Origin of the sequence: Streptomyces stoeckheimensis, from assembly GCF_045822005.1 — a bacterium.
GTDB classification, from domain to species: domain Bacteria; phylum Actinomycetota; class Actinomycetes; order Streptomycetales; family Streptomycetaceae; genus Streptomyces; species Streptomyces stoeckheimensis.
Genome location: NZ_CP169550.1, coordinates 1,936,120 through 1,962,192, shown reverse-complemented (window position 1 = coordinate 1,962,192; position 26,073 = coordinate 1,936,120). Strand labels below are relative to the sequence as shown.

At 70.9% G+C, this 26,073-nt stretch carries 21 protein-coding genes and 2 pseudogenes; 11 read left to right on the top strand and 12 right to left on the bottom strand.

Annotation, left to right across the window (positions count from 1 at the left end; translation table 11 throughout):
* Positions 1-15: 15 nt before the first annotated feature.
* A complete protein-coding gene (locus ACE1OC_RS09220; RefSeq protein WP_407836593.1) occupies positions 16-252 on the top strand; it encodes a flavodoxin domain-containing protein in 237 nt (78 codons plus the stop codon).
* 75 nt (positions 253-327) lie between these two features.
* On the opposite strand, the gene ACE1OC_RS09215 is transcribed toward ACE1OC_RS09220, so the two are convergent.
* Positions 328-1,191: a slipin family protein gene (locus ACE1OC_RS09215; RefSeq protein WP_407836592.1), complete on the bottom strand. Its 864-nt coding sequence runs from the start codon at positions 1,189-1,191 to the stop codon at positions 328-330.
* Between the two features lie 160 nt (positions 1,192-1,351).
* Complete coding sequence (locus ACE1OC_RS09210; RefSeq protein WP_407836591.1) at positions 1,352-1,987, bottom strand: CBS domain-containing protein; 636 nt, start codon at positions 1,985-1,987, stop codon at positions 1,352-1,354.
* 614 nt (positions 1,988-2,601) lie between these two features.
* On the opposite strand from ACE1OC_RS09210, the gene ACE1OC_RS09205 reads away from it, so the two are divergent.
* Positions 2,602-2,736, top strand: a complete 135-nt coding sequence (locus ACE1OC_RS09205) for a hypothetical protein (protein WP_407836590.1) — start codon at positions 2,602-2,604, stop codon at positions 2,734-2,736.
* Positions 2,737-2,787: 51 nt separating this feature from the next.
* Positions 2,788-4,508 (top strand): annotated as a pseudogene (locus ACE1OC_RS09200) (GAF domain-containing protein).
* A 9-nt stretch (positions 4,509-4,517) separates the two neighbouring features.
* Here the strand turns inward: ACE1OC_RS09200 and ACE1OC_RS09195 are convergent.
* From ACE1OC_RS09195 to ACE1OC_RS09185, 3 genes are all read right to left on the bottom strand, one after another.
* On the bottom strand, positions 4,518-5,207 hold the full coding sequence (locus ACE1OC_RS09195) for a response regulator (protein ID WP_407836589.1): 690 nt from the start codon (positions 5,205-5,207) through the stop codon (positions 4,518-4,520).
* A gap of 43 nt (positions 5,208-5,250) precedes the next feature.
* Entirely contained in the window at positions 5,251-5,736 is a 486-nt protein-coding gene (locus ACE1OC_RS09190) for a Crp/Fnr family transcriptional regulator (RefSeq protein ID WP_407836588.1), read from the bottom strand.
* Positions 5,737-5,852: 116 nt separating this feature from the next.
* Entirely contained in the window at positions 5,853-8,216 is a 2,364-nt protein-coding gene (locus tag ACE1OC_RS09185; RefSeq protein WP_407836587.1) for a phosphoketolase, read from the bottom strand.
* A 286-nt stretch (positions 8,217-8,502) separates the two neighbouring features.
* On the opposite strand from ACE1OC_RS09185, the gene ACE1OC_RS09180 reads away from it, so the two are divergent.
* The 4 genes from ACE1OC_RS09180 to ACE1OC_RS09165 all read left to right on the top strand — a co-directional run bounded on the left by ACE1OC_RS09180 (position 8,503) and on the right by ACE1OC_RS09165 (position 12,970).
* On the top strand, positions 8,503-9,021 hold the full coding sequence (locus ACE1OC_RS09180; RefSeq protein ID WP_407836586.1) for a DUF1003 domain-containing protein: 519 nt from the start codon (positions 8,503-8,505) through the stop codon (positions 9,019-9,021).
* 120 nt (positions 9,022-9,141) lie between these two features.
* A complete protein-coding gene (locus ACE1OC_RS09175; RefSeq protein ID WP_407836585.1) occupies positions 9,142-9,822 on the top strand; it encodes a helix-turn-helix domain-containing protein in 681 nt (226 codons plus the stop codon).
* Positions 9,819-10,574 (top strand): HAD family hydrolase, encoded by a 756-nt coding sequence (locus ACE1OC_RS09170; RefSeq protein ID WP_407836584.1) that lies wholly within the window; start codon positions 9,819-9,821, stop codon positions 10,572-10,574. Before ACE1OC_RS09175 ends, ACE1OC_RS09170 begins: the two co-directional genes overlap by 4 nt.
* Complete coding sequence (locus tag ACE1OC_RS09165) at positions 10,556-12,970, top strand: glycoside hydrolase family 65 protein (RefSeq protein WP_407836583.1); 2,415 nt, start codon at positions 10,556-10,558, stop codon at positions 12,968-12,970. The genes ACE1OC_RS09170 and ACE1OC_RS09165 overlap by 19 nt, the downstream gene beginning before the upstream one ends.
* 93 nt (positions 12,971-13,063) lie before the next feature.
* Here ACE1OC_RS09165 and ACE1OC_RS09160 read toward each other — a convergent pair whose 3' ends face one another.
* Both ACE1OC_RS09160 and ACE1OC_RS09155 read right to left on the bottom strand, forming a co-directional pair.
* The gene (locus ACE1OC_RS09160; protein ID WP_407836582.1) at positions 13,064-13,939 is read right to left on the bottom strand and encodes a universal stress protein; all 876 of its coding nucleotides are present in this window, start codon (positions 13,937-13,939) and stop codon (positions 13,064-13,066) included.
* A gap of 119 nt (positions 13,940-14,058) precedes the next feature.
* The gene (locus ACE1OC_RS09155; RefSeq protein WP_407836581.1) at positions 14,059-14,682 is read right to left on the bottom strand and encodes a CBS domain-containing protein; all 624 of its coding nucleotides are present in this window, start codon (positions 14,680-14,682) and stop codon (positions 14,059-14,061) included.
* A gap of 273 nt (positions 14,683-14,955) precedes the next feature.
* Between ACE1OC_RS09155 and ACE1OC_RS09150 the strand changes: the two genes are divergently transcribed.
* The 3 genes from ACE1OC_RS09150 to ACE1OC_RS09140 are packed head-to-tail and all read left to right on the top strand — an operon-like array spanning position 14,956 to position 19,333.
* The gene (locus ACE1OC_RS09150; protein ID WP_407836580.1) at positions 14,956-15,858 is read left to right on the top strand and encodes a universal stress protein; all 903 of its coding nucleotides are present in this window, start codon (positions 14,956-14,958) and stop codon (positions 15,856-15,858) included.
* Positions 15,858-16,724, top strand: a complete 867-nt coding sequence (locus ACE1OC_RS09145) for a universal stress protein (RefSeq protein WP_407836579.1) — start codon at positions 15,858-15,860, stop codon at positions 16,722-16,724. The genes ACE1OC_RS09150 and ACE1OC_RS09145 overlap by 1 nt, the downstream gene beginning before the upstream one ends.
* Entirely contained in the window at positions 16,724-19,333 is a 2,610-nt protein-coding gene (locus ACE1OC_RS09140; protein ID WP_407836578.1) for a cation-translocating P-type ATPase, read from the top strand. The genes ACE1OC_RS09145 and ACE1OC_RS09140 overlap by 1 nt, the downstream gene beginning before the upstream one ends.
* Before the next feature lie 482 nt (positions 19,334-19,815).
* On the opposite strand, the pseudogene ACE1OC_RS09135 reads toward ACE1OC_RS09140, so the two are convergent.
* Positions 19,816-20,001 (bottom strand): annotated as a pseudogene (locus ACE1OC_RS09135) (CorA family divalent cation transporter); the annotation flags it as partial.
* Positions 20,002-20,368: 367 nt separating this feature from the next.
* On the opposite strand from ACE1OC_RS09135, the gene ACE1OC_RS09130 reads away from it, so the two are divergent.
* Positions 20,369-20,902, top strand: a complete 534-nt coding sequence (locus tag ACE1OC_RS09130; RefSeq protein ID WP_407836577.1) for a hypothetical protein — start codon at positions 20,369-20,371, stop codon at positions 20,900-20,902.
* A gap of 7 nt (positions 20,903-20,909) precedes the next feature.
* Here ACE1OC_RS09130 and ACE1OC_RS09125 read toward each other — a convergent pair whose 3' ends face one another.
* The 4 genes from ACE1OC_RS09125 to ACE1OC_RS09110 all read right to left on the bottom strand — a co-directional run bounded on the left by ACE1OC_RS09125 (position 20,910) and on the right by ACE1OC_RS09110 (position 25,960).
* Positions 20,910-22,151, bottom strand: a complete 1,242-nt coding sequence (locus ACE1OC_RS09125) for an erythromycin esterase family protein (RefSeq protein ID WP_407836576.1) — start codon at positions 22,149-22,151, stop codon at positions 20,910-20,912.
* Between the two features lie 74 nt (positions 22,152-22,225).
* Positions 22,226-23,191: an LLM class flavin-dependent oxidoreductase gene (locus ACE1OC_RS09120; RefSeq protein ID WP_351440818.1), complete on the bottom strand. Its 966-nt coding sequence runs from the start codon at positions 23,189-23,191 to the stop codon at positions 22,226-22,228.
* 10 nt (positions 23,192-23,201) lie between these two features.
* A complete protein-coding gene (locus ACE1OC_RS09115; RefSeq protein ID WP_407836575.1) occupies positions 23,202-24,986 on the bottom strand; it encodes an ABC transporter ATP-binding protein in 1,785 nt (594 codons plus the stop codon).
* Positions 24,983-25,960 (bottom strand): thiopeptide-type bacteriocin biosynthesis protein, encoded by a 978-nt coding sequence (locus tag ACE1OC_RS09110; RefSeq protein ID WP_407841518.1) that lies wholly within the window; start codon positions 25,958-25,960, stop codon positions 24,983-24,985. Before ACE1OC_RS09110 ends, ACE1OC_RS09115 begins: the two co-directional genes overlap by 4 nt.
* Between the last annotated feature and the right edge of the window lie 113 nt (positions 25,961-26,073).

The following is a 26,073-nucleotide window of genomic DNA, read 5'->3' as shown; positions in this document are numbered from 1 at the left end:
GAAGGAGGCGGGCCCATGAGCGCACAACGGGTACTGGTCGCCTACGGCAGCAAGCACGGCGCGACCGCCGGCATCGCGGAAGAGATCGGCAGGTCACTGCGCGACGACGGCTTCGAGGTGGTCGTCGCGCCAGCCCAGGACGTGGACGACGTCCGTGGCTACGACGGCGTGGTCCTGGGCGGTTCGCTGTACGCCGGCCGCTGGAACAACAGGGCCCGTCGGATCGGCGCCGAACTCGCGGCGACTCACTGAACGCGCCCCACAGCACAGCAGTCGGCGCCGCCGTACGGAGAGCGTCCTCCGCACGGCGGCGCCGCCGACTTTCGGTTACGTGGTCTTGACCGCTCGCGCTCCGTTCGGCGGGGACGGGCTGGGGAGCGGCGTGGTGATCTCCGCCGTGCGCGGTGTCTGGAGGGTCGCGGCCGCGGATTCGCGGGCGAGGAAGGCGCCGAGTTCGCCGATGGTGCTCATGAGCGGTGCGGGGAAGACCACGGTGGTGTTCTTGTCGACGCCGATCTCCACGAGGCTCTGCAGGTTGCGCAGTTGCAGGGCGAGGGGGTGGGCCATCATGGTGTCGGAGGCGTCGCCGAGTGCGGCGGCGGCCAGCGACTCGCCCTCCGCGTTGATGATCTTGGCCCTCTTCTCCCGCTCGGCCTCGGCCTGGCGGGCCATCGCGCGCTTCATGCTGTCGGGCAGCTGGATGTCCTTCAGTTCGACCAGGGTGACCTCAACGCCCCATTCGGCGGTGGTGACATCGAGGATCTCCCGGATGCCCAGGTTGATGCGGTCGGTCTCCGACAGGGTTTCGTCGAGGGTGTGCTGCCCGACGACCTTGCGCAGTGTGGTCTGCGCGATCTGGTTGATGGCCGCGCCCACGTTCTCGATGGCGATGACCGACTTCACGGCGTCGACGACGCGGAAGTAGGCGACCGCGGAGACGTCGACGCTGACGTTGTCCCGGGTGATGATGCCCTGGGACTGGATGGGCATGGTGACGATCCGCAGGGACACCCGGTGCAGGACGTCCGCGAACGGCACGATGACCCGCAGGCCCGGCGCGCGGGTCCCGGTGAGCCGGCCGAAGCGGAACAGCACGCCCTGCTCGTACTGCTTGACGATCTTCAGCGCCATGGTCAGCCCTATCAGGGCGACCACGGCCAGGGCGATCAGGGCGAAGATCAGGACTTCCATGAAGGTGCTCCTCACGAAGTGCGGTGGCGGAGCAAGGGGATGGCCCGGGTCCGTCTGCAGGGCGCCGCACGGGTGTGACCGGGTGCGGCGAGCCCGCCTCTCCTCCATGCTCGCGCGGTGCGGATGGGGCGGGCAGGGGCCGAACGGTCCACATCCCGCATCAGCGGCGAACGTCTTCGGCGCCGCGGTCCGGCGGAGCGGTCCGGGTGAGGGTGCGGGTGTCGTTGGAATGGGCCGTGAGCCGGTCGATGACCGCGACCACACCGTCCGACTGCCCGGCGAGCCGGAGCGCGACGGGAATCTGGCTGCTCCTGGGCAGTCGGCCGTCCAAGGTGACGACCCCGTCCACGACACCCACGCTCGCGGCATCGCTACCGACACCCATCGTGTCCGCCAGCACCTCCTCGACGAGCACCCGGTGTATCTCGTGGTCCGGGCGCAGAAACACGCGGAGCAGGTCCCGTCGCGTCACGATGCCGACCAGACGGTCCTCCTCGTCGACGACCGGCAGTCGCGTCACCCCGCGTCGGGTGATGAGGCGGGCGGCCTCGGTGACGGTCTGTTCGGCGTGGACCGTGACGGCCGGCGCGGTCATCAAGTCTTGAGCGGTGAGGTGGTCTTGGGCGAGCAGATCGGTCCGAGAGATGACCCCGAGGACGCGCTCGTCCGCGTCCAGGACCGGCATGCCGCTGATGTCGTGTTCGACGAGCAGCGCGGCCGCGTCCGCGGACGGAGTCCTCCCGAGGACCGAGACGACCTCGTCGGTCATCAGGAAGCCGACCTTGGCGTGCTTCATCTCTGGCCCTCCTGTCGGCTTCGGCCAGTGAGCGCATCGTGCGGAGCGCCCTCACCAGCCACCATCCGCCGCGTCCGCCCGCGGTGCGAGGGCCGAACGGGTCCTGTGCCAGGACTGACCGGTCCCCAGCGGTGAGGGGGTCGATGAGGCGGTGCGTAGAGGGCAAGGGACCTTCGGTGCCTGGACTGACCACTGCGGCCCATTCCTCGCGCGGTCAGGGTGGCAGTGTGACGACACCCCCGCCGCTGTTCGACAGAGGAGGAAGCCACGGAAGGCTCCACTCAGCACCGTCCGGACCTCGGCTCGGTCGTCGTCGGCGTCGACGGATCAGACACCGCGCTGACAGCGCCGCTCTGGGCCGCCGCCGAGGCAGCCCGACGCGACGGTCGTGGTGCTGGCCGCGGTTCGCGACGGGTACGACCTCGAATGCGCGCGCCGCGCCGCCCGCGAAGCAGAGCTGTGCGAAGCAACGTTGCGCCTGCTGACCGTGTGGAACGTACTCCAGTACGCCGGAACCGTGGTCACCATGCTCGACGACGTCGACGAGTTCGCCCGGCCGCCATGTCCGCGGTCTGAAGTCCGTCGCCGACCGCGTAGGCGAGGAGTTTCCCGCGTTGACGGTGAACACCGACGTGGAAAGGAGCGTGTCGGCGGCCTCGGTCCTGATCGCCCAGGTCGAGAAGGCTGCTGTGGAGGCCCGGCGCCGCATGCTGATCGAGACGGCCGCAGGCCGGGCGCAGGAGGACTAGGCTGAAGGCCGGGCGGGTAAGCGGAGCCCTTCGACGCCGCCGGAGGTGTCCATGGCCGGGGACGATCGAGACCCGTCGGCGAGCCGGATTCCGCAGCCGAGGCTGGACGTGCTCCAGGCGCAGGTCACTGACGCGCGGGACACCCGTGACCGGCTGACGGGCCTGCTGGAGGCGGTCATGTCGCTGGGTCAGGGGCAGGGGCTGGACCTGGCCCAGGTGCTGCGCGGCATCGTGGAGGCCGCAGTGGTCCTCGTGGACGCGGAGTACGGTGCGCTGGGCGTGGTGGGGGACGACGAGAAACTCGCCGAGTTCCTCCCGGTGGGCATCAGCGACCAGCTCCGGGCGCGGATCGGAGCCCTGCCCACCGGACACGGACTGCTGGGCGAGCTGATCAGGCACCCCCGGCCACTGCGCCTGGGAGACCTCTCGGAGCACGCGGCCTCCGCCGGCCTTCCCGAGCACCACCCGCCGATGCGCTCCTTCCTCGGCGTACCGATCCGGGTCCGGGACGAGGTGTTCGGCAACCTCTACCTGACGGAGAAGCGGGGCGGGAAAGGCTTCGACGCGGAAGACGAGGGGGTCTTGTCCACCCTCGCGGTTGCCGCCGGCGTCGCCGTGGACAACGCCCGTCTGTACGAGGAGGTCCGGCTCCGGGAGCGCTGGCTGGCGGCCAGTTCCGATTTCACGAGCGCGCTGCTGTCCGGCTCCTCCGAGATCGAGGTGCTGGAAGGCATGCTGGAGCGGGCCCGGGACATCATCTCGGCCGAGATGTGCGTCTTCTACCAGGTGGGGACCGGCGGCGAGCTGCGCGGCTCGCTGGCCCTGGGGGAGGGCGCCGAAGCGCACCGCGGGATCGTGCTGCCCGGCAGCGAGGGGATCCTGGCCGCCGTCATCCTGGCCCGGGACGGACTGATCACCTTGGCCGATGTGGCCACCGATGCCCGGGCCGCGGCGCAGCCGGACACGTGGACGGGCTTCGGGCCGGCCGTGGCGGTCACGGTGGGCACGAGGGCGAAGCTGCGGGGAGTGCTGATGCTGGCACGGCGTACGGGGCGGCCGGCGTTCGCCGCGGCCGAGGTCGCACCCCTGCCCGGCTTCGCGGGGCAGGCGGCCCTCGCGCTGGAGCTGGCCGACCGGCGCCGGGACAGTGAGCAGGTGAGCCTGTTGGCGGACCGCGACCGGATCGCCCGGGATCTGCACGATTTCGCGATCCAGCGGCTCTTCGCCACGGGAATGACCTTGCAGAGCGCACAGCGCTTCGTGGAGCACCCAGAGGCTTCCGAGAGGCTGAACCGGTCGATCGACGACCTGACGAGACGATCAAGATCATCCGGTCGACGATCTTCGGACTCCGCGACCACGAAGAGGCGGGCAGTACCCCGAGGCTCCGGGTCCGTGCGGTTCGTGCCGTGGGTGACGCGGCGGCGCTGCTCGGTTTCGCGCCCGCCCTGCGCATGGAGGGGCTGATCGACACCGATGTTCCGGTGCCGGTCGCCGACGACGTGATAGCCGTGCTCGGAGAGGCCCTGACCAACGTGGCCCGCCATGCGGGAGCGGCGCGGGCGGAGGTCGGGATCGTCCTGGCGGACGGGGTGCTCGCCGTGACGGTGAGTGACGACGGTGTGGGCGTCACGGACGGTGGCCGTCGGAGCGGTCTGCGCAACCTCGCGGAGCGCGCCGAGGCCCGCGGGGGAGGGCTGTCCGTCTCGCCGGGCCCGGATGGTGGCGGAACCCGTCTGGACTGGCGGATCCCGATCGAGCCTGCCCGGTGAGCCCGGGCCTCAGCGGCCAGCGTCGTCGTGCTCACGCACCTCGGCGGCGATGACGGCGGCCTGCACGCGGCGTTCGACACCCAGCTTGGCGAGCAGCCGCGAGATGTGGTTCTTGACCGTCTTCTCGGACAGGAAGAGCCGTTTGCCGATCTGACGATTGGTGAGGCCCTCGCCGATCAGTTCGAGTACGGCTCGCTCGCGCTCGGAGAGCACCGTCAGCCGCTTGTCTCCGGACGGCTTCCCGGCGGTCGGGTCCCGGAGCGAACTCATCAGACGGGCTGTCGTCGCGGGGTCGAGCATCGACTGGCCCGTCGCCACCGTCCGAATGGCGGCGACCAGGTCCGAACCCTTGATCTGCTTCAGGACGTACCCGGCCGCGCCCGCCATGATGGCGTCGAGCAGGGCCTCCTCGTCGTCGAAGGACGTCAGCATGAGGCAGGCGAGGCCCGGCATGCGCGAGCGCAGCTCACGGCAGACGGTAATGCCGTCGCTGTCGGGCAGCCGGACATCGAGCACGGCTACGTCGGGCCGCAGGGCGGGCCCCCGGGCGAGGGCCTGGGCGGCCGTCGCCGCCTCGCCCACCACCTCGATGTCCGGCTCGGAGTCCAGCAGGTCGTGCAGTCCGCGCCGGACGACCTCGTGATCGTCGAGGAGGAACACCCGGATGGGTGCCGGGGCGGCATCTGGTGCATCGGACATCCACGCCACACCCTCGGGTCGGATACGTCTGGGGACAATTGTCTCAGATGCGGCTTCCGCTGCCGTGGGGTGCGTACAGGTCGAGGAGTCGGATCCGGGCGGAGACGAGCCGGTGGGCGAGCACCTGCCCCACCCACTGCCACATGGCCGAGGTGAGCGCGGGGTCGGCGTCCATCAGCTCGCGCACGGCGGCGGCGTCGAACTCGTCGGTACGCACCGGCGTCATGGCCTCGGCGCCGAAGTGCCAGGTGTAGGGAGGGAACAGCCAGGACCAGCCGACGAGCTCGCCAGGGCCGGCTGTCTCGACCACCGCGGCCTGCCTGCCGGGTACGTGCACGTCCATGCCGACGCTGCCCGACCGGACGACCCAGAACCGGCCGGCGTGCCCGCCCTGGTTGAACAGGCGCGCGCCGGCGTCGAAGTTCGCCTCGTGGGCCAGGGCCAGCAGACTGCCGCAGTGCTCAGGGGAGAGTGCGTGGTCGAAGCGGATGGGGGAGGAGGTGAGCCGGTGGGGGGAAGAGGTGCTCATGGCGGTTCTCCGTTCGGGTCCTCCTCCACCCTCCGCCCATGGGGCCCGGCCCGGTAAGGGCCGTTCGGTACCTTCCCCGACCCACACGGCCCACCCGTACCGCCCCGGGCGGGCGATCAGTAGGGCCAGGACCAGTCGGCGACCTCCGGCAGGTCGGTTCCATGGGCGCGGATCCAGTCGTGGTGGCGGATCCGCTCGTCGCACATGCTCTGGCGCAGGGCCGCCGCGCGGTCTGCGAGTCCGGGGACGCGGTCGATGACGTCCATCACGAGCCGATACCGGTCGAGGTCGTTGCGCACGACCATGTCGAAGGGGGTGGTGGTCGTGCCGGACTCCTTGTAGCCGCGGACGTGTAGCTGGGCGTGGCCGGTCCGGCGGTAGGCGAGACGGTGGATCAGCCACGGATAGCCGTGGTACGCGAAGACCACCGGCTTGTCGGTGGTGAAGAGGGCGTTGTACTCGGTGTCGGTCATTCCGTGCGGGTGCTCCTCGTGGGGCATCAGCCGGGCGATGTCGACGACGTTGACGACCCGGACGGCCAGCCAGGGGAGGTGCTCGCGGAGCAGGGCCGAGGCAGCCAGGACCTCCATGGTGGGCACGTCGCCGGCGCAGGCGAGCACGACGTCCGGCTCGCGGGAGCCGTGGTCGGTCCCCGCCCACTCCCAGACTCCGGCGCCGCGCGCCACGTGCGCGCGGGCCTCTCCGATGGGCAGCCAGTCGAAGCAGGGCTGCTTGCCCGCGACGATCACGTTGACCTGGTCACGGCTGCGCAGCGCGTGATCGGCCACCGCGAGGAGGGTGTTGGCGTCCGGCGGCAGGTAGACCCGTACGACCTCGGGGCTCTTGTTGAGGACGTGGTCGACGAATCCGGGGTCCTGGTGGGAGAAGCCGTTGCTGTCCTGGCGCCAGACGTGCGAGGTGAGCAGGTAGTTGAGGGAGGCGACGGGGGCGCGCCAGCTCAGCTCGCGGGCGCTCTTGAGCCATTTGATGTGCTGGCCGACCATGGAGTCGACGATGTGGGCGAAGGCCTCGTACGTGGAGAACAGACCGTGGCGGCCGGTGAGGAGATACCCCTCCAACCAGCCCTGGCACACGTGCTCGGAGAGGATCTCCATGACCCGGCCGTCCCGGGACAGGTTCTGGTCGGTGAGTTGGGTCGTACCCTGCCAGGCCTTGCCCGTCACGTCGTACAGGTCGTCGAGATGGTTGCTCGCCGTCTCGTCCGGCCCCACGACCCTGAAGTCCCGCCGTCCGGCGGTGGCCCGCATGACCTGGGCGAGGTAGCGGCCCAGGACGCGGGTCGGCTCGTGCAGGGTGCTTCCGGGCTTCTCCACGGGGACGGCCCACGCGTCGAGGGCGGGGAGCGGGAGCGAGCGCAGCAGCCGGCCGCCGTTGGCGTACGGGCTCGCGCCCAGGCGGCGCTCTCCCTCCGGTACGCAGGCCCGTACGGAGGAGACGGGGCGGCCCTCGGCGTCGAAGAGCTCCTCCGGCCGGTACGACCGCATCCAGTTCTCCAGCCGCCCCAGATGCTCAGGGTTCTCGCGGACACCTGCGAGCGGCACCTGGTGCGCGCGCCAGGTGCCCTCGACGGGTTGCCCGTCGACGGTCGCGGGACCCGTCCAGCCCTTGGGAGTCCGCAGGACGATCATCGGCCAGAGCGCACGTTCAGCGCCCGGAACCGTGCCTGCCGCCCGGGCTTCCCGCTGGATGGCCTGGATCCGGTCGAGGGCCCGGTCCATGGCTCCGGCCATGGCCGGGTGGACGAGGGCGGGGTCGCTGCCGGAGACGTAGAGGGGCTCGTGCCCGTAACCGCGCAGCAGCGCGTCGAGCTCCGCCTCGGGGATCCGCGACAGCACGGTCGGATTGGCGATCTTGTATCCGTTGAGGTGCAGGATCGGCAGGACGGCGCCGTCGTGGACCGGGTCCAGGAACTTGTTCGAGTGCCAGGAGGCGGCCAGCGGCCCCGTCTCCGCCTCGCCGTCGCCGATGACGCAGGCCACCAGCAGGCCGGGATGGTCGAAGGCGGCCCCGTACGCGTGGGCCAGCGAGTAGCCGAGCTCACCGCCCTCGTGGACGGAGCCCGGCGTTTCCGGCGCGACGTGACTCGGCACGCCGCCGGGGAAGGAGAACTGGCGGAACAGCCCGCGCATCCCGTCCGCGTCCCGGCCGATGTCCGGATAGGTCTCGCTGTACGTGCCCTCCAGCCAGGAGTTGGCGAGTACCGCCGCCCCGCCGTGGCCGGGTCCCCACACGCAAAGGGCCTCCAGCGAACGCTCCTTGATCACCCGGTTCAGGTGGGTGTGGACGAGATTCAGGCCGGGGGCGGTGCCCCAGTGGCCGAGCAGCCGCGGCTTGATGTGCTCAGGCCGCAGCGGCTCGGCGAGCAGCGGGTTGTCCAAGAGGTAGATCTGGCCGACGGCCAGATAGTTCGCGGCACGCCAGTGCGCGTCCAGCTCCGCGATCCGGTACGTGGTGGTCATGAGCGCTCCTTCGAACCGCAGGCCGGCGCATGCGCCGGTTGAGTCGATGCGTGAACCGTGCTCCTACGGGGCCGGAGGCGGGAAGGGTGGGACCGGCCCCCATATGGGGCCGGTCGGCCCCTTCTGTGCCGCCGGCGGGGGGTGGAGTGTGGGCGGGCTGGGTCTCTGCCGGGTCACGTCGCCCCGGCCGACGGCGGGCCCTGGCGGTACGCCGAGAAGGGCCGATGGTTTTGAGACGATGCGGGACGCAGAGCCGCGTCACGGGTGCCCGTCCCGAGGCGGGCAGGTGAACGCAACCGAGGACGAGGCGCGGCACCATCCGGTTGTCGTCGCACACCGCACGAGTCAGGCCGCCGATGTCCAGTTGCGCGTCGCTGACGCGATCACGAAGTTCGCCGGCTCCATGCCGTTCGTCTATCTCCACGCGATCGGCTTCGCCCTCTGGATGCTGTTCGTAGAGGCGAATCCCTGGCCGATGCTGACGCTCGTCGTCTCCCTGGAAGCGATCTTCCTGTCGACGTTCGTCATGATCGGACAGAACCGGCAGGCCGCGTTCCAGCAGGCCAAGGCCGACCACGATTTCGTCGAGCAGGAGCTGGAACTCAAGACCAATACGGAACTGACCCGTGCCGTCCACGCGATGACCACGGAACTTCACCGCCGACTGGTTCCGGAATCGGACAGCGGTATGCGGGGCGGAATCGACGCTGCCTCGGATATGACGGGCCTGCCTCCGGCAGGGGAAACCGGCCTCCACCGTCACACCCCGAGGAGAGGGTCGCATGGGCCCGACGGGCCGCGGTAGGGGACCGTCCGGCCCTGTCCGTGCACCCGTAGCGGGTACAGCCTGAGGTTGGCGCCCAAGGCGTCGCCAAGTTCCCGTACCGGCTTCGAACGACATTCGAACAACAAGGGTGTGACGATCATGGGAGAGACCACAGCAGATGCGTCCCCGATCAAGGTTCCGGCTGCCCGTGGTGACCTCGGACGACGCGTGAGCGCCCGCCGCGAAGAGCTGGGACTCACGCGTGAAGAACTCGGGGAGCGCTGCGGGGCCGCCGCGTCGTACATCGCCTATGTGGAGGAGAGGGCGGCAGCGCCCAGCATGGGCATGCTCGTGGGTCTCGCGGACGGGCTGGGGACCACCGTTGACGAGCTGACCGGGAGAACGACCGACATTCCCCCCAGCATGGGGACAGCGATGCGCGGTTCCGAGTCGAGGGTGCTGAGCGAGGCCGAGTGCCTGCGCCTGCTCTCCACCCACGGCATCGGCCGGATCGGGTTCTCCGGCATGGAAGGACTCGCCGTCTTCCCCGTCAACTACGTCGTTGTGGGAAACGAGATCGCGTTCCGCACGGCGGCCGACTCGCGGCTCGCCGAGGCATCCGGGACTGAGGTCGCCTTCGAGGTGGACCACATCGACGACGCGATGCGAGAGGGCTGGAGCGTCATGGGCGTCGGCGAGGTGTCCGGTGTCACGGACGGGGAGCGGGTCAGCCACCTGTATTCGGTCGCCCGCTCGCTCCCCTGGGCCGGCGGACCCCGCACGCACTGGATGTCCATTACCCCCACCCGGATGACCGGCCGTCGTGTGGGATCCGGGTGAGCGCCCCGCATGCCGTCGTGTTCGACACGGACGGGGTACTGCTCGACTCGGCGCGGCTGCACGCCGCGGCCTGGAAGGCTGCCTTCGACAGCTGTCTGGACGCCTGGGCCGCGTCCGGGAACGGGCGGCAGCCTCCCTTCGACGCGGACCGTGAGTACCGTCAGTGGGTCGACGGCAAGCCCCGGCTGGACGGGGCGAGTTCCTTTCTGAACTCCCGTGGCATCGACCTGCCGACCGGCAGCCCCGACAACGCACCGGGCGACGACACGGTCTGGGCGGTGGCCGCGCGCAAGGAGGCGGCGTTCGTACGCACGCTGCGGTCCGGGGCCGTTCATGCCTTCGCCGACGTCGCTCCGGCGCTCGCCCGGCTGCGGGCGCACGGCGTGTGCTGTGCCGCCGTATCGGCCTCCCGGCATGCCCGGCCGCTTCTCGGATCGGCCTCCCTTCTGGGCTGCTTCGACGCTGTGGTGGACGGTACGGACGCCGCCGACCTGGGGCTCGCGGGCAAGCCGGACCCCGCTCTGTTCCTCGAAGCGGCCGTACGGCTCGGGACGGACCCCGCCCGCTGTGCGGTGGTGGAAGACGCCCTCGCAGGTGTCGAAGCAGGCCGACGCGGCAATTTCGGCCTCGTCGTCGGCCTCGACCGGACGAAGAACCCCGACACGGCACGGGCACTACGGGAACGCGGGGCGGACCTGGTCGGCGCCGAACTCCTCACGGTTGCCGACCTCGTATGCGGGGCACGACCGTGACCGCCCCGTGGACCTGGGAGTACGACCGCTACGACCCCCAAACGGAGCGCCTGGTCGAAGCCCTGTGCACACTGGGCAACGGAAGGTTCGCCACGCGCGGCGCGGCCCCCGAGACCCCGGCGGGCCCCGTGCACTATCCCGCCACCTACGCCGCCGGCTGCTCCAACCGGCTCACCTCGCACGTGGCCGGACAGCAGGTCGACAACGAGGACATGGTCAACCTGCCCAACTGGACGGCCCTGCGGTACCGCTGCGTCGCCGACGGCGGACTCCCGGGAGACTGGCTGACTCCCGACGATCCCGGGATGCTGCACTACGAGGTGGTGCTCGACCTGCGCCGAGGGACGCTCACCCGGCACATGCTCTTCCAGGGCGGCCGCGGCCGCCGCCTCGGCGTCACCCACGTCCGCGTCGTACACATGGGAGATCCCTACCTCGCGGCCCAGCGGACCACCTTCCACGCGTACGGATGGAGCGGCCTGATAGAAGTGGAATCAGGGCTGGACGGAGACGTGGCCAATGCGGGAGTGGAGCGCTACAGCGGGCTCGACGGTCACCACCTCACGGAGCATCGGACGGGCTTCGCGCCGCACGGCGTCGCGTGGATCGCCTGCCGGACCACCTCCTCCCGCACCGAAATCGCCCTTGCCGTCAGGACGGTCACGCGACCTCGCGCACCCGTCATGACGAGCCGCACCGCGGCCGGGACGGTGCGGACGTATCGACTGCCCGTGGCTCCCAGACGGTCCGCGACGGTGGTGAAGACCGCGGCCCTGTACACCTCCCTCGACAGGCCGGCCGGAGACCTCCTGCCGCGCGCGATCGCACACGCTTCGCGGGCACCCGGATTCCCGGCCCTGCTCACGGCACAGCGCTCGGCCTGGGAACGGCTGTGGGAGCAAGGCGAGTTGACGGTGTCGGGGGAGGCGGGCCGGATCCTGCGCCTCCACCTCTTCCATGTGCTGCAGACGCTCTCCCCGCACACCGCCGAGCTGGACGTGGGTGTCCCCGCGCGGGGCCTGCACGGTGAGGCCTACCGGGGCCACGTCTTCTGGGACGAACTCTTCGTCCTGCCCTACATCACGCTGCACTTCCCCGAAGTGGCGCGGGCCCTGCTCATGTACCGCCACCGACGGCTGCCGGCCGCCCGTGATGCTGCCCGGCTGGCAGGACAGAGCGGAGCCATGTTCCCCTGGCAGAGCGGAAGTTCGGGACAGGAGGAGAGCCAGGCCCTGCACCTCAATCCCCGCTCGGGCCGCTGGCTGCCCGACCACTCGCACCTGCAGCGCCATGTCGGCTCCGCCATAGCCCTGAACGTCTGCCGTTATGGGCGGGCCACCGGGGACACCGGCTTCCTGTACGGCCCCGGCGCGGAAATCCTGCTGGAGATCGCCCGCTTCTGGGCCGGCGCCGCCGTCTACGACGCGCAACGGGGGCGCTACCGCATCCGCGGTGTGCTGGGCCCCGACGAGTACCACGACGCCTATCCCGCGGCCGCGGAACCCGGAATCGACGACAACGCCTACACCAACGTGATGGCCGCCTGGGTGATCAACCAGGGGCTCGAACTGCTCGACGAACTGCCCCCCGCTCGACGGACGGAACTGACCGAGCGGCTCGCCCTGGACCGCGGCGCTCTGGAGCACTGGGAAGAGGTGTCCCGCCGTCTGTACGTCCCGTTCCACCGGGGCGTCATCAGCCAGTTCGAGGGATACGGAGACCTGGCCGAGCTGGACTGGGCGGCCTACCGCGCCCGGTACGGCGACGTGCGCCGGCTCGACCGGATCCTGGAAGCCGAAGGGGATACGGTCAACCGCTACCAGGCGTCGAAACAGGCCGACGTGATGATGCTCGGCTACCTCTTCCGGCCTGCCGAGCTGTACGGCCTGTTCGCCCGGCTCGGCTACCGGCTCGACGATGCGGTGTGGCGCGCGACCGTCGCGTACTACCTGCCGCGCACCAGCCACGGATCGACGCTCAGCAGCCTCGTCCACGGGTGGGTGCTGGCCCGCCAGAGGGATCCGGATGCCTGGAAGTACTGCGAGGAGGCACTCCTCGGCGACGTCACGGACATTCAGGGCGGGACCACCGGGGAGGGGATCCACCTCGGCGCCATGGCCGGCACCCTCGACCTGGCGGAGCGCGGCGTCACGGGCTTGGAGACCGGCCCCGAAGGCCTGTACATCGATCCCGTCCCCCTCCGGGACATGGAGCCCGTCGCGTTCACGCTCTGCCACCGCGGACACCGCGGTGTCCGCGTGCGACTGCTCCACGGCAGGTTCGGCATCACCGTGCCGGAATCCCGCCACGGTCCTCTGGCCCTCATGCTGCCGGGCGAACAGGCCGTCGCGGTGGCGGCCGGGGACGAGCAGTGGTTCCGGCTTCCCGTGGACTAGACCCGCCGCCGGGCCACCGACGAACTGTGCTGCCTGGGGCGGCGTACCCGTAAGCCCGCGCGCACCCGACCGTCCAGGGGAACGCGGGTGCGTTCACTCGTGGGCGATGACGGCGACGGGCGAGGTGGCGTGGTGCAGGACCGCGTGCGCGATCGCGCCGATGTGGGTGCCGTAGGCGGACCGTCGGATGCGTCTGCCGACGACGACGAGCGCGGCACCTTTGGAGGCGTCCACGAGCTGGATCGCGGACTGGCCCATGCGCACCTCGGGAGTGACTGCCACCGAGGGGTACTTTTCGCACCAGGGGCGGATCATCTCGTCCACGGCCGTCGCGATCCCCTGCCCGATCTCCTCCTGGGCACCGGGGTCGAGAGGGGGGCCGTAGCCGATGATCGGCGGTGGTGCCCAGGCATGGAGCACCCGCAGGGCGCACCCGCGGCGTGCTGCCTCGTCGAAGGCGAAGGAGAGGAGCGCGTCACACGGGCGCCCGATGTCCACTCCCGCAACGATCGGGCCGTCGATACCGGATCCCTCGGCAGGCGTCGCCTCACCGTGCGGCGCTCTGACGAGGACGACCGGCTGATCGGCCGCGGCGATGGTGCCGGCGCCGATGGACCCGAGGATGAATCCGGCGATGCCGCCGAGCCCTCGGGAACCCAGCACCAGGATGTCCGAAGAGGCGGCCGCGTGGGCCAGGGCCGTGGCCGGGATCCCCGACAGCCGGCGGGAGGTGATCTCCAGATCCGGATACAGCCGCTTGATCTCCTCGGAGGCTTCGCGCAACAGTCCCTCGGCCCACTGGCGCCGGACCTCGGTGGTCGCGACGGGGAGAGGGGGCCGTTCCAGCCATTCCTCCACGTGGACCAGGGCCAGAGGCACCCCTCGGAGGTCGGCTTCGTGCGCGGCCCATCGGGCCGCCGCGACGCTTTCGCGCGAGCCGTCGAGGCCGGCGGTCACAAGGTTGGCCATGGTTCCGTCTCCTTCAGCTGACGTGTGAGTTCCAGACTCCGCGGGGGTGCCATCGACGCCGACGGTTACGTGGTGGTTCATGACGGTGGCCTCCTCGGACTGCGTGGGGTGTTTCGCGGTCACCAGGTGATGGGTTGCGCTCCGCGCTCCGGCGGGATCAGACGGGAGTCGTCCGTGCGGGCGGTGAGCTCGTCCACCACGGCGACGACACCGTCCAGTCGTGCGGTGAGCCGTAGAGCGAGGGGCACCTGGCTCTGCCGTTCCAGCCGGCCCGCGAGGGTCACGACACCGTCCAGGACGTGGATGTCCACCGCCCCGGTGGGCGCCCCGATGTTGCCGGACAGCACGTCCTCGCTCACCTGCCGCCGTATGTCGGCATCGGGGCGAAGGAAGACGCGCAGGAGGTCACGCCGGGTGACGATGCCGATGAGGCGTTCTTGCTCGTCGGTGACCGGAAGGCGTTGCAGGCCCAGGCGCGTCATGAGCTGCCCGGCCTCCGAGGCGCTCTCCTGAGCGTGGACCGTGACAGCGGGAGCCGACATGATGTCCGCGGCCGTCAGGGCCTTGCGGGCGAGCAGATCGCTCTCGGAGACGATGCCGACCACCCGGTCGTCCTCGTCCACGACGGGCAGTCCGGTGATGTCGTAGTCGGCGAGGAGCTTGGCGATCTCCCTGAACGTCGCCGACCGGTCCACCGAGACGACATCTGCCGTCATCGCCTCGCCGACCTGGGTGTGCTTCACGAGCGGACCTCCTATACGTCGTCATGCAGGGGCGCAGAGGGTTGGTGTGCACCACCCGTACAGGGCCACCATCCGCCCGGCCGATGCCCGTATCGAGGGCCGAACGGTCCTGTACGAGGGCCGACCGGGTCCGTCCGCGGAGGCTTGTGCAGGTTCCCGGAGTCGGGGAGGGACCAGTCGGCCCTTGCCCTGGCCCCTATGGCCCTCGCCGGCCACGGGCCCGCGATGCCAGCGTGGGAGCGCAAGCACGATGGCCCTCGATCAGGAGAAACCATGGAAGGCATCACTGCCGGTCCGGAACTCGGGACGGTCATCGTCGGCGTCGACGGGTCGGACCCCGCACGCGGGGCAGTCCTGTGGGCCGCGGCCGAAGCGGCACGGCGGGGGAGCACCCTGCACATCCTCCACGCCGCCGACACGGACAGCAGAGCCGTATACGCATCGGTGGAAACCCTTGAACGGGTCCGTGCAGCGGGCCGCGAACTACTCGATGACACCGCCGCGGCCGTAGCGGAACTCCATCCCGATCTGCACGTCACCACGGAGTTCAGTCGCAGCTCACCCGTACCCAGCCTCCACAGGGCCGCGGGCGTCCACGGCACGATCGTCGTCGGCAACCGCGGTCTCGGCGGGTTCACCTCGCTGATGCTCGGCTCCGTCGGACTCAAGGCCGCCGCGAGTGCCACCACCCCCTTGGCCGTGGTGCGGGGGACGGACCCGCGGGTCGAGACGGGCAGCGTGCTGGCCGGTGTCCGCGACGAACACGACCTCGACTGCGTCCGGTACGCGGCGTGCGAAGCCGGGCTGCGCAAGTCGTCGCTGAGGCTGCTGCACGTATGGAACGTGCTGGGAACCGTCGGCAACGTCGTGAGCATGCTCGACGACGTCGAGGAGATCAGCGGCCGGCACGCGGAGCGCTTGACGGCAATGGCAGGCCTGATCCGCGAGGAGTTCCCGGATCTGACCGTGCACGCGGACCTGGAGAAGGGCTTCTCGGCGGCCGGTGTACTGGCCGAGGCCTCGCAGGACGCGGACCTGCTGGTCGTCGGCGGGAGGCGCTCGCCGGGCTACATCGGCCGGACGCTGGGGCACGTGACCCACAGCCTCCTGCACCACGCGCGCTGTCCCGTGCTGCTCATCCCGCGGCACGGCAACGATCAGGGGAGCGAGTCGTGATGGAGAACATGACAGGCCGTGAGATCGTCGTCGGCATCGACCCGGTCAGGGACTGGCACATGGCCCTGGCCTGGGCGGCCGACGAGGCGCACCGCCGGGCGCTCGGACTGGGTCTCGCACTGGTGGTGCCACCGCAACACGACACCCAGCACGCCGACGGGAGCACGTACCGCATCGACTTGCGCCGGACCGGAGCGGAAACCCTCGAAGCGGCCGCCGGGTGGACGCGCTCGCGGCACCCGGATCTCGAACCGTCCACCCACCTGCTCGACGGGCTTCCTGCTCCCGTCCTCGGCAGGCTTTCCCTGAAGGCCCCCATGCTGGTGCTCGGGTCGCGACACCTCAGCCGCACCGAGGAGTTCCTCAGCGCCGGTTCCCTGGTGGTGCCCGTCGTCGCGCAGGCGCACTGTCCGGTCGCGGTCGTCGGCGATGCGGAGCACGTCAGTCAACTGTCGCCGTACATGGTCGTCGCGGTCGACGGCAGCGAGTCGTCGAAGGCGGCGCTGGCAGTGGCCTTCGAAGAAGCGAGCACACGCGGATGCATGCTGCGGGCCATCTCGGTGTGGCACCAGCCCCTGCTCTCGTTCGAGAACAAGAACGACGGTCTCCAGGCGCAGCGCCGCACGCTGTCCGAGACCGTCGCCGGCTGGTCGGAGAAGTACCCGGACGTCGCGCTCACCCACGAAGTGCCGGCAGGCCACCCGGTCGAGGAGCTGGCGAAGGCGGCCGAACACGCCCTGGCCCTGGTGCTGGGCCGCCGCGGAAACGGGGGCTACACCGGCATGCGGCTCGGCTCCGTCGTCCACGGACTGCTGCACCGGGCCCACTGCCCCGTCATCACGGTCCCCGTCGCGCAAGGGGCCTGATGTCTGCGCCCGCGGCCAGCCAAGCACCCCCCGCCCCACGGAAGCCCCGCGGACTCACCGAACGGGAGGCCGAGCGCCGCCTCGTCGAACACGGCCGCAACGAAATCGCCGCCCAGTCGCCGACACCCCTGTACGCGCGGGTCCTGGCACAGCTCCGAGACCCCCTGGTCATGGTCCTGATCGGCGCGGTCCTGCTCACGATCGCCATCGGAGACCACGCCGACTCCATCGTCATCGGCCTGGTGATCCTCTTCAACACCGCCGTCGGCGTGACCCAGGAGATCCGCGCCGACAACGCGGTGGCCGCCCTCTCGGCCATGTCGGCGCCGGGAGCACGTGTACTGAGGGAGGGCGTGCCGCGCGAAGTCCCGGCCACCGACGTCGTACCCGGTGACGTCCTCCTCCTCGGCGAGGGCGACATCGTCGCCGCCGACGCCGAACTCACCGAAGCATCGGCCCTCCTCGTCGACGAGTCCATGCTCACCGGCGAGTCCGTCGCGGTGGACAAGGATCCGGGTACGGCCCTGAGCGCCGGAACGGTCGTCGTACGGGGGAGGGGCGTGGCCACCGTGGCGGCGACCGGCGCAGCGAGCGCACTCGGCCGTATCGCCGCCCTCCTCGAAGGCGGACGGGAGCCGACCCCGCTGCAACACCGCCTCGCCTCCCTCGGCCGGATCCTTGCCGTCGCCACCCTCGGACTCTGCCTGGTCGTCTTCGTCCTGGGCCTCATGCAAGACCTGCCCGTCGGGATCATGGCAGTGACCGCCATCAGCCTGGCGGTCGCCGCGGTACCGGAATCCCTGCCCGCCGTCGTCACCCTCGCCCTCGCCCTCGGCGCCCGCCGCATGGCCACCCGGCACGCGCTCGTACGCCGCCTTCCCGCCGTCGAGACGCTCGGCTCCGTATCGGTCCTCGCCACGGACAAGACCGGCACCCTCACCGAAGGCCGCATGGTGGTCCAGCACGTCTGGATGCCCCGTGCCACGGCCGACCTCTCCGGCGTCGGCTACGAGCCGGAAGGCGACGTCCTGATCGCCGGCCGACGCCCGACACAGGCGGAATGGGATCCGCTACGCGAACTGCTGACCACGGCGGCGCTCTGCAACGACGCCTCGATCCGCCCGCCGACCGGACCCGCCGCGCCCGACGACCGCTGGACCCCCATGGGTGATCCCACCGAGGCGGCCCTCCTGACGGCCGCGGCCAAGGCGGGCTGCGCCGATCAGGCCACGCTCCACGCAAGCCACCCGCGCGCGGACGAAGCCCCCTTCGACAGCCTGCGCAAACGCATGACCACCCTGCACACCACCCCCGAGGACCGGGTGCTCGTGTGCCTGAAGGGCGCGCCCGAAGCGATCCTCGACCCCGCCGTCCTCGCCGACCCCACGGACCTGCTCCACACGGCGGAGCAGCAGGCCGCGCTGCTGGCCGCCCGCGGCTTCCGTGTCCTCGCCATCGCCTCGGGGACACGGGACGAGGTCCCCCACCACCCCTCCGACGCCGAGTCCGGCCTCCGCCTGCTCGGCCTGGTCGCCATCAGCGACCCGCCCAAAACGGAGGCCGCGGCCACGATCGCCGCCTGCCGGGCCGCTGGTATCACCCCCATCCTCATCACCGGCGACCACCCCGCCACTGCGCGCGCCGTGGCAACCGAGGTCGGCCTGCTGCCCGCCGACAGCTCGCACGAGGAGGTGGTCACGGGTGCGGACCTCGCCGCCGGCCGGATCGCGGACCTCACCACCGTCCGCGTATTCGCGCGTACGACTCCGCAGCAGAAGCTGGACATCGTGGAAGCCTGGCGCTCCCGCGGCGCCGTCACCGCGATGACCGGCGACGGCGTGAACGACGGACCAGCCCTGCGCCAGGCCGACATCGGCGTCGCGATGGGCGCACGCGGCACGGAAGTCGCACGGCAGGCCGCCGACCTCGTGCTCACCAACGACGAACTGTCGACGGTCGTCTCGGCGGTGGAGGAAGGCCGTCGCGTCTACGACAACATCCGGCGCTTCCTCGTCTACGGCCTGGCCGGCGGAGCGGCCGAGATCCTCGTCATGCTCACCGGCCCCCTCATCGGCCTCCTGCCCCTGCGGGCCGGACAGATCCTCTGGATCAACCTCCTCACCCACGGCCTCACCGGTGTCGCCATGGGCGCCGAACCCGTCTCACCAGGCGCCATGAACAGGCCGCCCCGCCCGCCCGGACAGCACATCCTCGGCGCCGGTGCCTGGCAGCGGCTGCTCCTGCTCGCCACGGTCGTCACCGCCTCCTGCCTCGCGGCGGCCCTCACCGCACGCGCCTGGGACCTGCCCTGGCAGAGCGTGCTCTTCCTCGCCCTGCTCGCCGGCCAGCTCGGAGTGGTACTGGGCCTGCGATCCCGCCTGCTGACGAAGGAGAACCTCTTCCTCCCCCTGGCCGTCCTCGCCTCCGCACTCCTCGCGGCAGCCGCGCTCTACCTCCCCGCGCTCCGGTCGATCCTGGAGACCGAACCGCTCGACGCGACCGGCATCGGCCTGGCGGCAGCAACAGCGCTGATCGGATTCATCGCAGCCCGCGTCGTACGGACGGCGTTCCACGCGCAACCACCGACAACGGCGATCTCCCACACCTGAGACGAAACGGCCTCGGCCGGGGATGCCGGGCCTGGACGGCGTATCCGCCCGGGAGTCGCTGGCCGAAGCGCTGGGGCCGGGGGTGTCTGCCCTATTGCTGACGCCGTGGGCACGGTGCGGTGTACGACGAGTTGCTGGAGCCCCGCGACTGGCGTTGCTCGCACGGACGACACCGTCGGGGACGGCGAGTGCATGGAGGTCACTGTCTGTGATGCGCCGCAGGTTCGGTGCGCTCTACAGGGAGCCCTGAGCGGGAAGCCGGGCGGGCTCGTTATGGCGGGCGCACGGCGCCGACTGCCATTCGTTTCTCCCCAGATTCTCCCCGGAGCTTGCCGACGCCCCAAAAGGCCTGGTCAGGGGCTTATCAAGGGCAAGGCGAGGAGATCACCCGCATCTATCCCCCCAGGGCCCCCCACGGCCTCTTCTGGGCCGATCTGTGAGTGATGCGAAAGTGAAGTGCGAAGGAGGGGCGAGTGGGATGTTCAGAGCCAGTCCCGCCGCTTGAAAATCACGTACAAACTAACGCATACCACCGCCATCAGCAGGATCGCGAAGGGGTAGCCGCCTGCCCACTTGAGTTCCGGCATGTCTTCGAAGTTCATGCCGTAGATGGTTCCCACGAGTGTGGGTGCAAACAAGATGGCGGCCCAGGAGGAGATCTTCTTGAAGTCGTCGCTCTCACGCCGCTGACCTGCGGAAATAGCCCGAACAGGCGGTCCGACCTGCAACGATCAGCCTTTCCGCCTCTTTCACCGTGCTGCCAGTTTGTACGGTCGATCCTCCCCAGCCGCTCCCCAACGAGGCTTCGTTCTCCCCGGATTCTCCCCAGCCGCGGCTGCCTCTGAAGACGGATCGCCGCTGGTCGGGACCGCGAAGCGCCTGGCGTGACCGGCTACGCGACGTAGTGGCAGCGAGGCGGGAGCCGGTGGCCGTCGCCCACGGGCCCGCCTCTGGCCGGAAAGGGAACCGGCCCACCGCGTCCGGACGAGACTGGGGGAAGACGATCACCAGGATGAACAGGAGGCAAGGGTCCCGATGAATCCGTACGCGTACGAGCCCGCCGACGATCCGCTCTTCGGCGCGGTCCGGATCGAACTCGACCATGAGGGCGGGACGCTGGGCGTGAGCGGGGACGGTCTGCCGCCGGTCGAGATCCGGCGGGCCCCGCACACCGTGCCGGAGAGCCATGTGCCGATCGGGACGCGCGACCCCGAGCACCTGACTCTGCTCGTCGACGGTGCAGAGGAGACCCTGCGGCCGTCCAAGGGATTCCTGACCCGGCGCTCGTACCGGGTCGAGGTCGTCTCAGGGGCGCGGGAGTGCAGCTATCTGCTGGTTCCGGACTCCCTCGGCACCAGCCGGCTGCTGCGGGACGAGCGGCTGCTCGGCGTCTTCACATCGAGCGGCGACGGGCGCGTGTCGGCCGACTGGGAGGCGGCGGGCGAGTCCGAGCGTGCCAGGGACCCGTACGACGCGTCCGTGGGGTACGGGCTCGCCGCGGCATTCGGCACCGGTGCCGAACCGATGTGGCAGCTCACTCTGAACGCCGCGCTCGACCTGTGGCCGTGAGAGAACCTCAGTCCTCCGCCGGGGGCAGCAGGTGGGAGCAGGTCGAGCGTGCTACGAACGCGATGCCGTCGTAGTCCTCGGCCGGGACGAGCGGGGCGGTGTTCAAGCGGTAGAGGAACCGTTGGACGTTGGCGCCGAAGCTGCGCTGCGCGTGCGGGGCGTGCAGCCAGGGCGCGGTGCCGGTGGGGGAACTCGCGGCGCGGAGGTCCGCGTAGTAGTCGCCGGGCAGGGCGTGCGTGAGTCTGGCCTCCAGGGAGCGGAGGCCGGTGCCGATGCGGTGGCGGGCAGGCGGGCGCTGAAGGTCGTTGCCGCGGCGGGCCAGGAAGGAGCCCTTGCCGAAGAGGAGGGCCAGCGCGTAGTAGGCGTCGCCGTACCGTTCGCGGAGTCTGCTGCCGAGGGCCGGCACCTGGTCCCCGTACGTGCCCTTCGCGATGTGCCCGTTGTGTGCCCAGACCATGACGCGAGCCTCGGGGTTGTCGTCCACGAGCCGTGCGACGGCCTCGGCCATGTAGCGGTCACGCGCGGCGAGCACGCCGTCCTCGCCGGCCGAGGCTGCGAAGGGCCGCGTCACCAGGTCGGCGGCGCGGACGAGGATCCGCGCGTGTTCCAGAGCCTCGCCGGCGTCGTCGCCGGGACCCGGCCGCTCGGCGTGGTCCGCGACGAGGCGGGCGATCTCCTCGGCGCGTCGCATCAGGGCCTTGTCCGGGTCCGGAAGCGAGCCCGGGCGCGCCCGGGCCAGGACGTCCAGGGCGCTGACGCGCCCGGCCTGATCGGGCGCAGCCCGGAGCAGAAAGGCGGCGACGGCCTCGACCGAGTCGGCGCAGAGCTGGGGGTCGGTTCCCACGAAGCGGACCCGGCGCTCTTCGGGCAGGTCGCGGTTGTGGGCGCGCAGCCACTCGACGAGGTCGACCATCTCGCGGGTGCGCCAGGTCCAGAAGCCCAGCCGGGCGACGAGCCGTTCGGGGGAGCCCGTGCCGTACCGGACGTACCCGTCGAGCGCGCGGGCGGCGGACTGGCTGGCCTCCATGGCGAGGGCGGTGAACCCCTCCTCACGGACCAGGAACTCCACGATGCGGTGCTTCAGCCGGAAGAACTCGCCCGTGCCGTGGGTCGATTCCCCCAGACCGACGATCCGTGTCTCCCGCAGGGCCTCGCCCAGGGGCCTCAGGTCCTCCACCGGCGCGCCGGGGGTCAGGGTGCTCAAGGGGTTGGCGTGCTCGTTCAGCCACCGGGCGATGTCGTCGGGCACCGTCTTGCCTCTCCTCACCGCGTGCGGGAGGGCGGCACGCGGGCGTGCCCCGGCCTTCCGCACCCGTTCCTGGGTCAGTTCGTCGCCTCCCGGCAGGCCGCGAGGATCTCCTGGAGGTCCCGTACGGCGTCCGGTCGGCCATGCTCGGAATACACTCCCGCGACGTTGACGACAACTTCGTCCACCCCCGCCCGATCGAATTCGGCCAGCTGTGCGGCGATGTGCCCGGGCGTGCCGTAGAGGAAGACTCCGGAATCGACCAGGGCGCGGGCGCCGAGCCCCGGGCGGCTGTGGTGGACGCGCAGGCCGGCGCGGCGCAGCATGTCGCAGTAGTGCGGCCCGGCGAGGTGGACGTGGGCGGCCGCGAAGGCGAGCCGGTAGGCGTGGCGCCCGGGGCGGTCGACGGCGGCGTGCACGACGGTGACCATGCGGGGCACCGGGCGGCCCGACTCGGCCGCGCCCTTCGCCATGGCGGGCAGCAGGGTGTCGCGGACGTAGCCGGGCGGGGTCATCCAGCTGATCGCCGCGTCCGCCACCCGGCCCGCGGCCCGCGCGAGCGTCGGCCGGAGCACACCGAGTCCGGTCTCCACCCCCGGATGTGACAGGCCCGGCAGGCCGATGGCGGCGCCGATGCCGGGTCCGGCGACTCCGTCCTCGGTCCCGATCAGGCGCCGAACCTCGGTCAGGTATTCCACACAGGCGTCGCGTGGGCTGTCGTACGGCTTTCCGTGCAGTCCGGCGACGACGTCGGGGGTCGCGGGACCGAGTCCGAGGGTCGTGCGGTGTCCGGTGAGGACGGACATGGACCGGGCCTGAATGGCCGTGTCCAGCGGATGCCGCAGCGGCATGAGGGCGACACTGGTCCCGACCGGGACGCGGTAGCCCATTCCGGCCAGGTAGGCGAAGACCTGCTGGGTGTCGGCGCAGAGGGACTGGCCCTGCCAGAGGCGGGCCGCTCCTTCGTCGCGGACGAGCGCGGCGAAGGGGGCGACGTGCCGGGGGTCCGTCGGCATGGCGGGATACAGGACGGATACGCGCATCGCTCGGCCTTCAGGGGGACGCGGCTTCGGTCAGGTAGCCCGAAGCCTGGATACGGAAGAGCCGGGCGTACACGCCGTCGGCCCTCAGGAGGTCTTGGTGCACTCCGTGCTCGATGACCTTGCCGTTTTCCAGGACGACGATCCGGTCGGCCATCCGGACGGTGGCGAAGCGGTGGGCGATGACCAGGGCAGTGGCGCCGTGGGCGACGTCCTTGAGCCGGCCGAAGATTTCCGCTTCGGCCTCCGCGTCGATGGAGGCCGTCGGCTCGTCGAGGACGACGACGGGAGCGCGGCGCATGAAGGCCCGGCTCAGGGCGATCTTCTGCCACTGGCCGCCGGACAGCTGGTGGCCGTCCTCGAAGTGGCGGCCGAGTGTCGTGTCGTAGCCACGGGGCAGCGCCTCGACGAACCCGTCGGCGCCGGCGGCCCGTGCCGCCTCGGCGACGCGCCCGGTGTCCTCGCGGGCTTCGACGCTGCCGAGGCCGATGTTGTCGCGGACGGGCAGCTCGTAGCGGATGAAGTCCTGGAAGATGACGCCGATGTGGCGTTGCAGGTCGTCGAGGTCGTACTCCTCGATCGGGACGTCGTCGACGAGGATCTGGCCGCTCGTCGGCTCGTAGAGCCGGGTGAGCAGCTTGACCAGCGTGGTCTTGCCGGAGCCGTTCTGTCCCACCAGCGCGACGCATTCGCCCGCGGGCAGGGTGAAGCTGACGCCGTCCAGGACGACGTGGCCGGTGCCGGGGTAGACGAAGCGGACGTCGCGGAACTCGATGCCTTTGCGCAGCGTGTCCGGGAACGGGCGTGTCCCGCCCTTGATCTGACGCTCGGGCAGGGCGAGGAAGTCGAAGAGATTGCCGAGGAACAGGCTGTCCTTGTAGAGAGCGGCGATGCCGAGCAGCATGCCGTGAGCGGAGACCTGGACCGAACCGACGGCCTGGAGGTAGCCGGCGAGCTGCCCGACCTGCCCGGCGTGGGTGGTGGTGTGGATCGCCCAGAGCACGGCGCCGGAGGAGGCGGCGACGCTGAGAAGACCGAGGACGCCGCCGAGCACGGACTGCTTGCGGGCGAGGCGGCGGTCGACGTCGAAGAAGGTGCGGATGAGCCGGGTGTAGAGGTCCACCAGGTGCGGGCCGAGCTGGAAGAGACGGACCTCCTTGTAGGAGTGGTCGGTGGTGGTGAGGTGCTGGTAGTAGTACGCGCGCCGCCGGTCAGCGGTCCGGTCGTACTCGATCTCGTATGCCCTGTGGCTGAAGAGCACGTACGAGACGACCGACGGCATGGGCGAGAGCAGGATCACCAGGGCGATCCAGGGGCTCCAGGAGAACAGCACCACGCTGACGGTCACCAGGGTGACCAACTCCCTCGCGACCTCAAGGAGCTGGGTGAAGACCTGGTAGACGCGGCCTCCGCTGCTCTCCTGGAAGGCGCGCTGCATCTTGTCGTAGACCTCGGCGTCCTCGTACTGCTGGAGGTCGAGCATGGTGCCCTTGCGCATCACCCATTCGCCGACGCGAGCGGTGAGTTCGAGCCGCAGGAGGGTGTCGAGGTACTGCAGGAAGGTGCCCAGGACATGGCTGGCGAGGCCCACCCCGAGAAGGGCGGCGCCCGCCGTGAGCGCGGCCCGTCCGGCGTCCCGGTCGCCGGTGACGGCGTCGGCCACACCCTGCACGGCGGCGGCGACCAGCCCGATCTGCGCGGCCGGTATGAGGGCGAGGAGGAGGGAGACGCCGGTGAAGGCGGATACCCGCAGCGGGCTGAGCCGCCAGAACAGCGTGCCGACGCGCAGCCAGATCATCGGCCCTCCCTGGCCTTCGCGGCCGCGCGGCCCCGGACGGCGCGCAGGACGTGGGCCCACAGGGCGTGGCTGCGGGCCTCCCGTTGGAGGTCGATGGGGAGGAGCCGGTTGATCTGCATGTGCGCGAGGCTGGCGAGGATGGAGTCCTCGGAGCCGACCAGGAGGCCGCGGCGGGCCGCCTCGCGGACGGCTCCGGCCGTCTCGGCGACGGCGGGTGCCTGCGCGGCGAACGTCTCCCGGAGGAGCAGCCGGTGGGCCCGCCCTTCCTCGTGCGGGTCGCGCTCCCACGGGCTGAGGAGTTCGCACAGGTAGGCGCGGTGTTCGCGGAACAGCGTTCGGGTGTCCCGGACGTGGGCCTCGTCGTGGCCGCCGGTGTGGTGAACGCGCCCGCCGCCCGGCGGCATGCCCCACTGGGCGTGGAGGGTGTCCAGCGCGGCGACGGCGAGGAATTCGGGCCTGATGTCGGGCTGTCGCGACAGCAGCAGGGCGGTGGCTTCGCTGTTGGCGCTGAAGAGCCGCTCGGCCGTGTCGAAGACCTCCGGGCCGCCGTAGCGGGCCGTCTCCGGTGCGTAGCCGGCGAGTTCGATGTCCAGGGCCAGTCCGCGGGCGACGAGATCGCGTCCCCACGCGGTGACCTCGGTCAGGGTACGGTCGGCGTCGGTGCCGCGGACCCGCAGGCGCAGGTGCGGGAAGGGGTCGGCGTAGCGGATGTAGAACCAGCGGTCCAGGAGCCCTTCGCGGCCCAGTCCCGCAACGAGGTCGAGCAGCGGGCCGGCGATGATCTCGTCCTGCCGCTCGGGGGCCGCGTAGACCTTGAGGAACGTCCAGGCACCGCCGGGCAGATGGCGCTCCACGGGGACCGCGCGGCCTTGCCGCGGCACGGGAGCGCGGGTGGCGCGGACCGCGTCGCGGGCGAGGACGGGGACGACGACCTCGGCGGCGTAGTGCTCGCCGTCGGCATCCTGGAGCCACATGCCGTCGAAGGACGGCAGCATCTCGTGGAAGACGAGGGTACCGCGCTCGTCCAGCTCCGCACGGAGTTCGGCGCGGCAGGCGGGGTGGTCGAGGTCCAGCAGCAGCCGCTGGT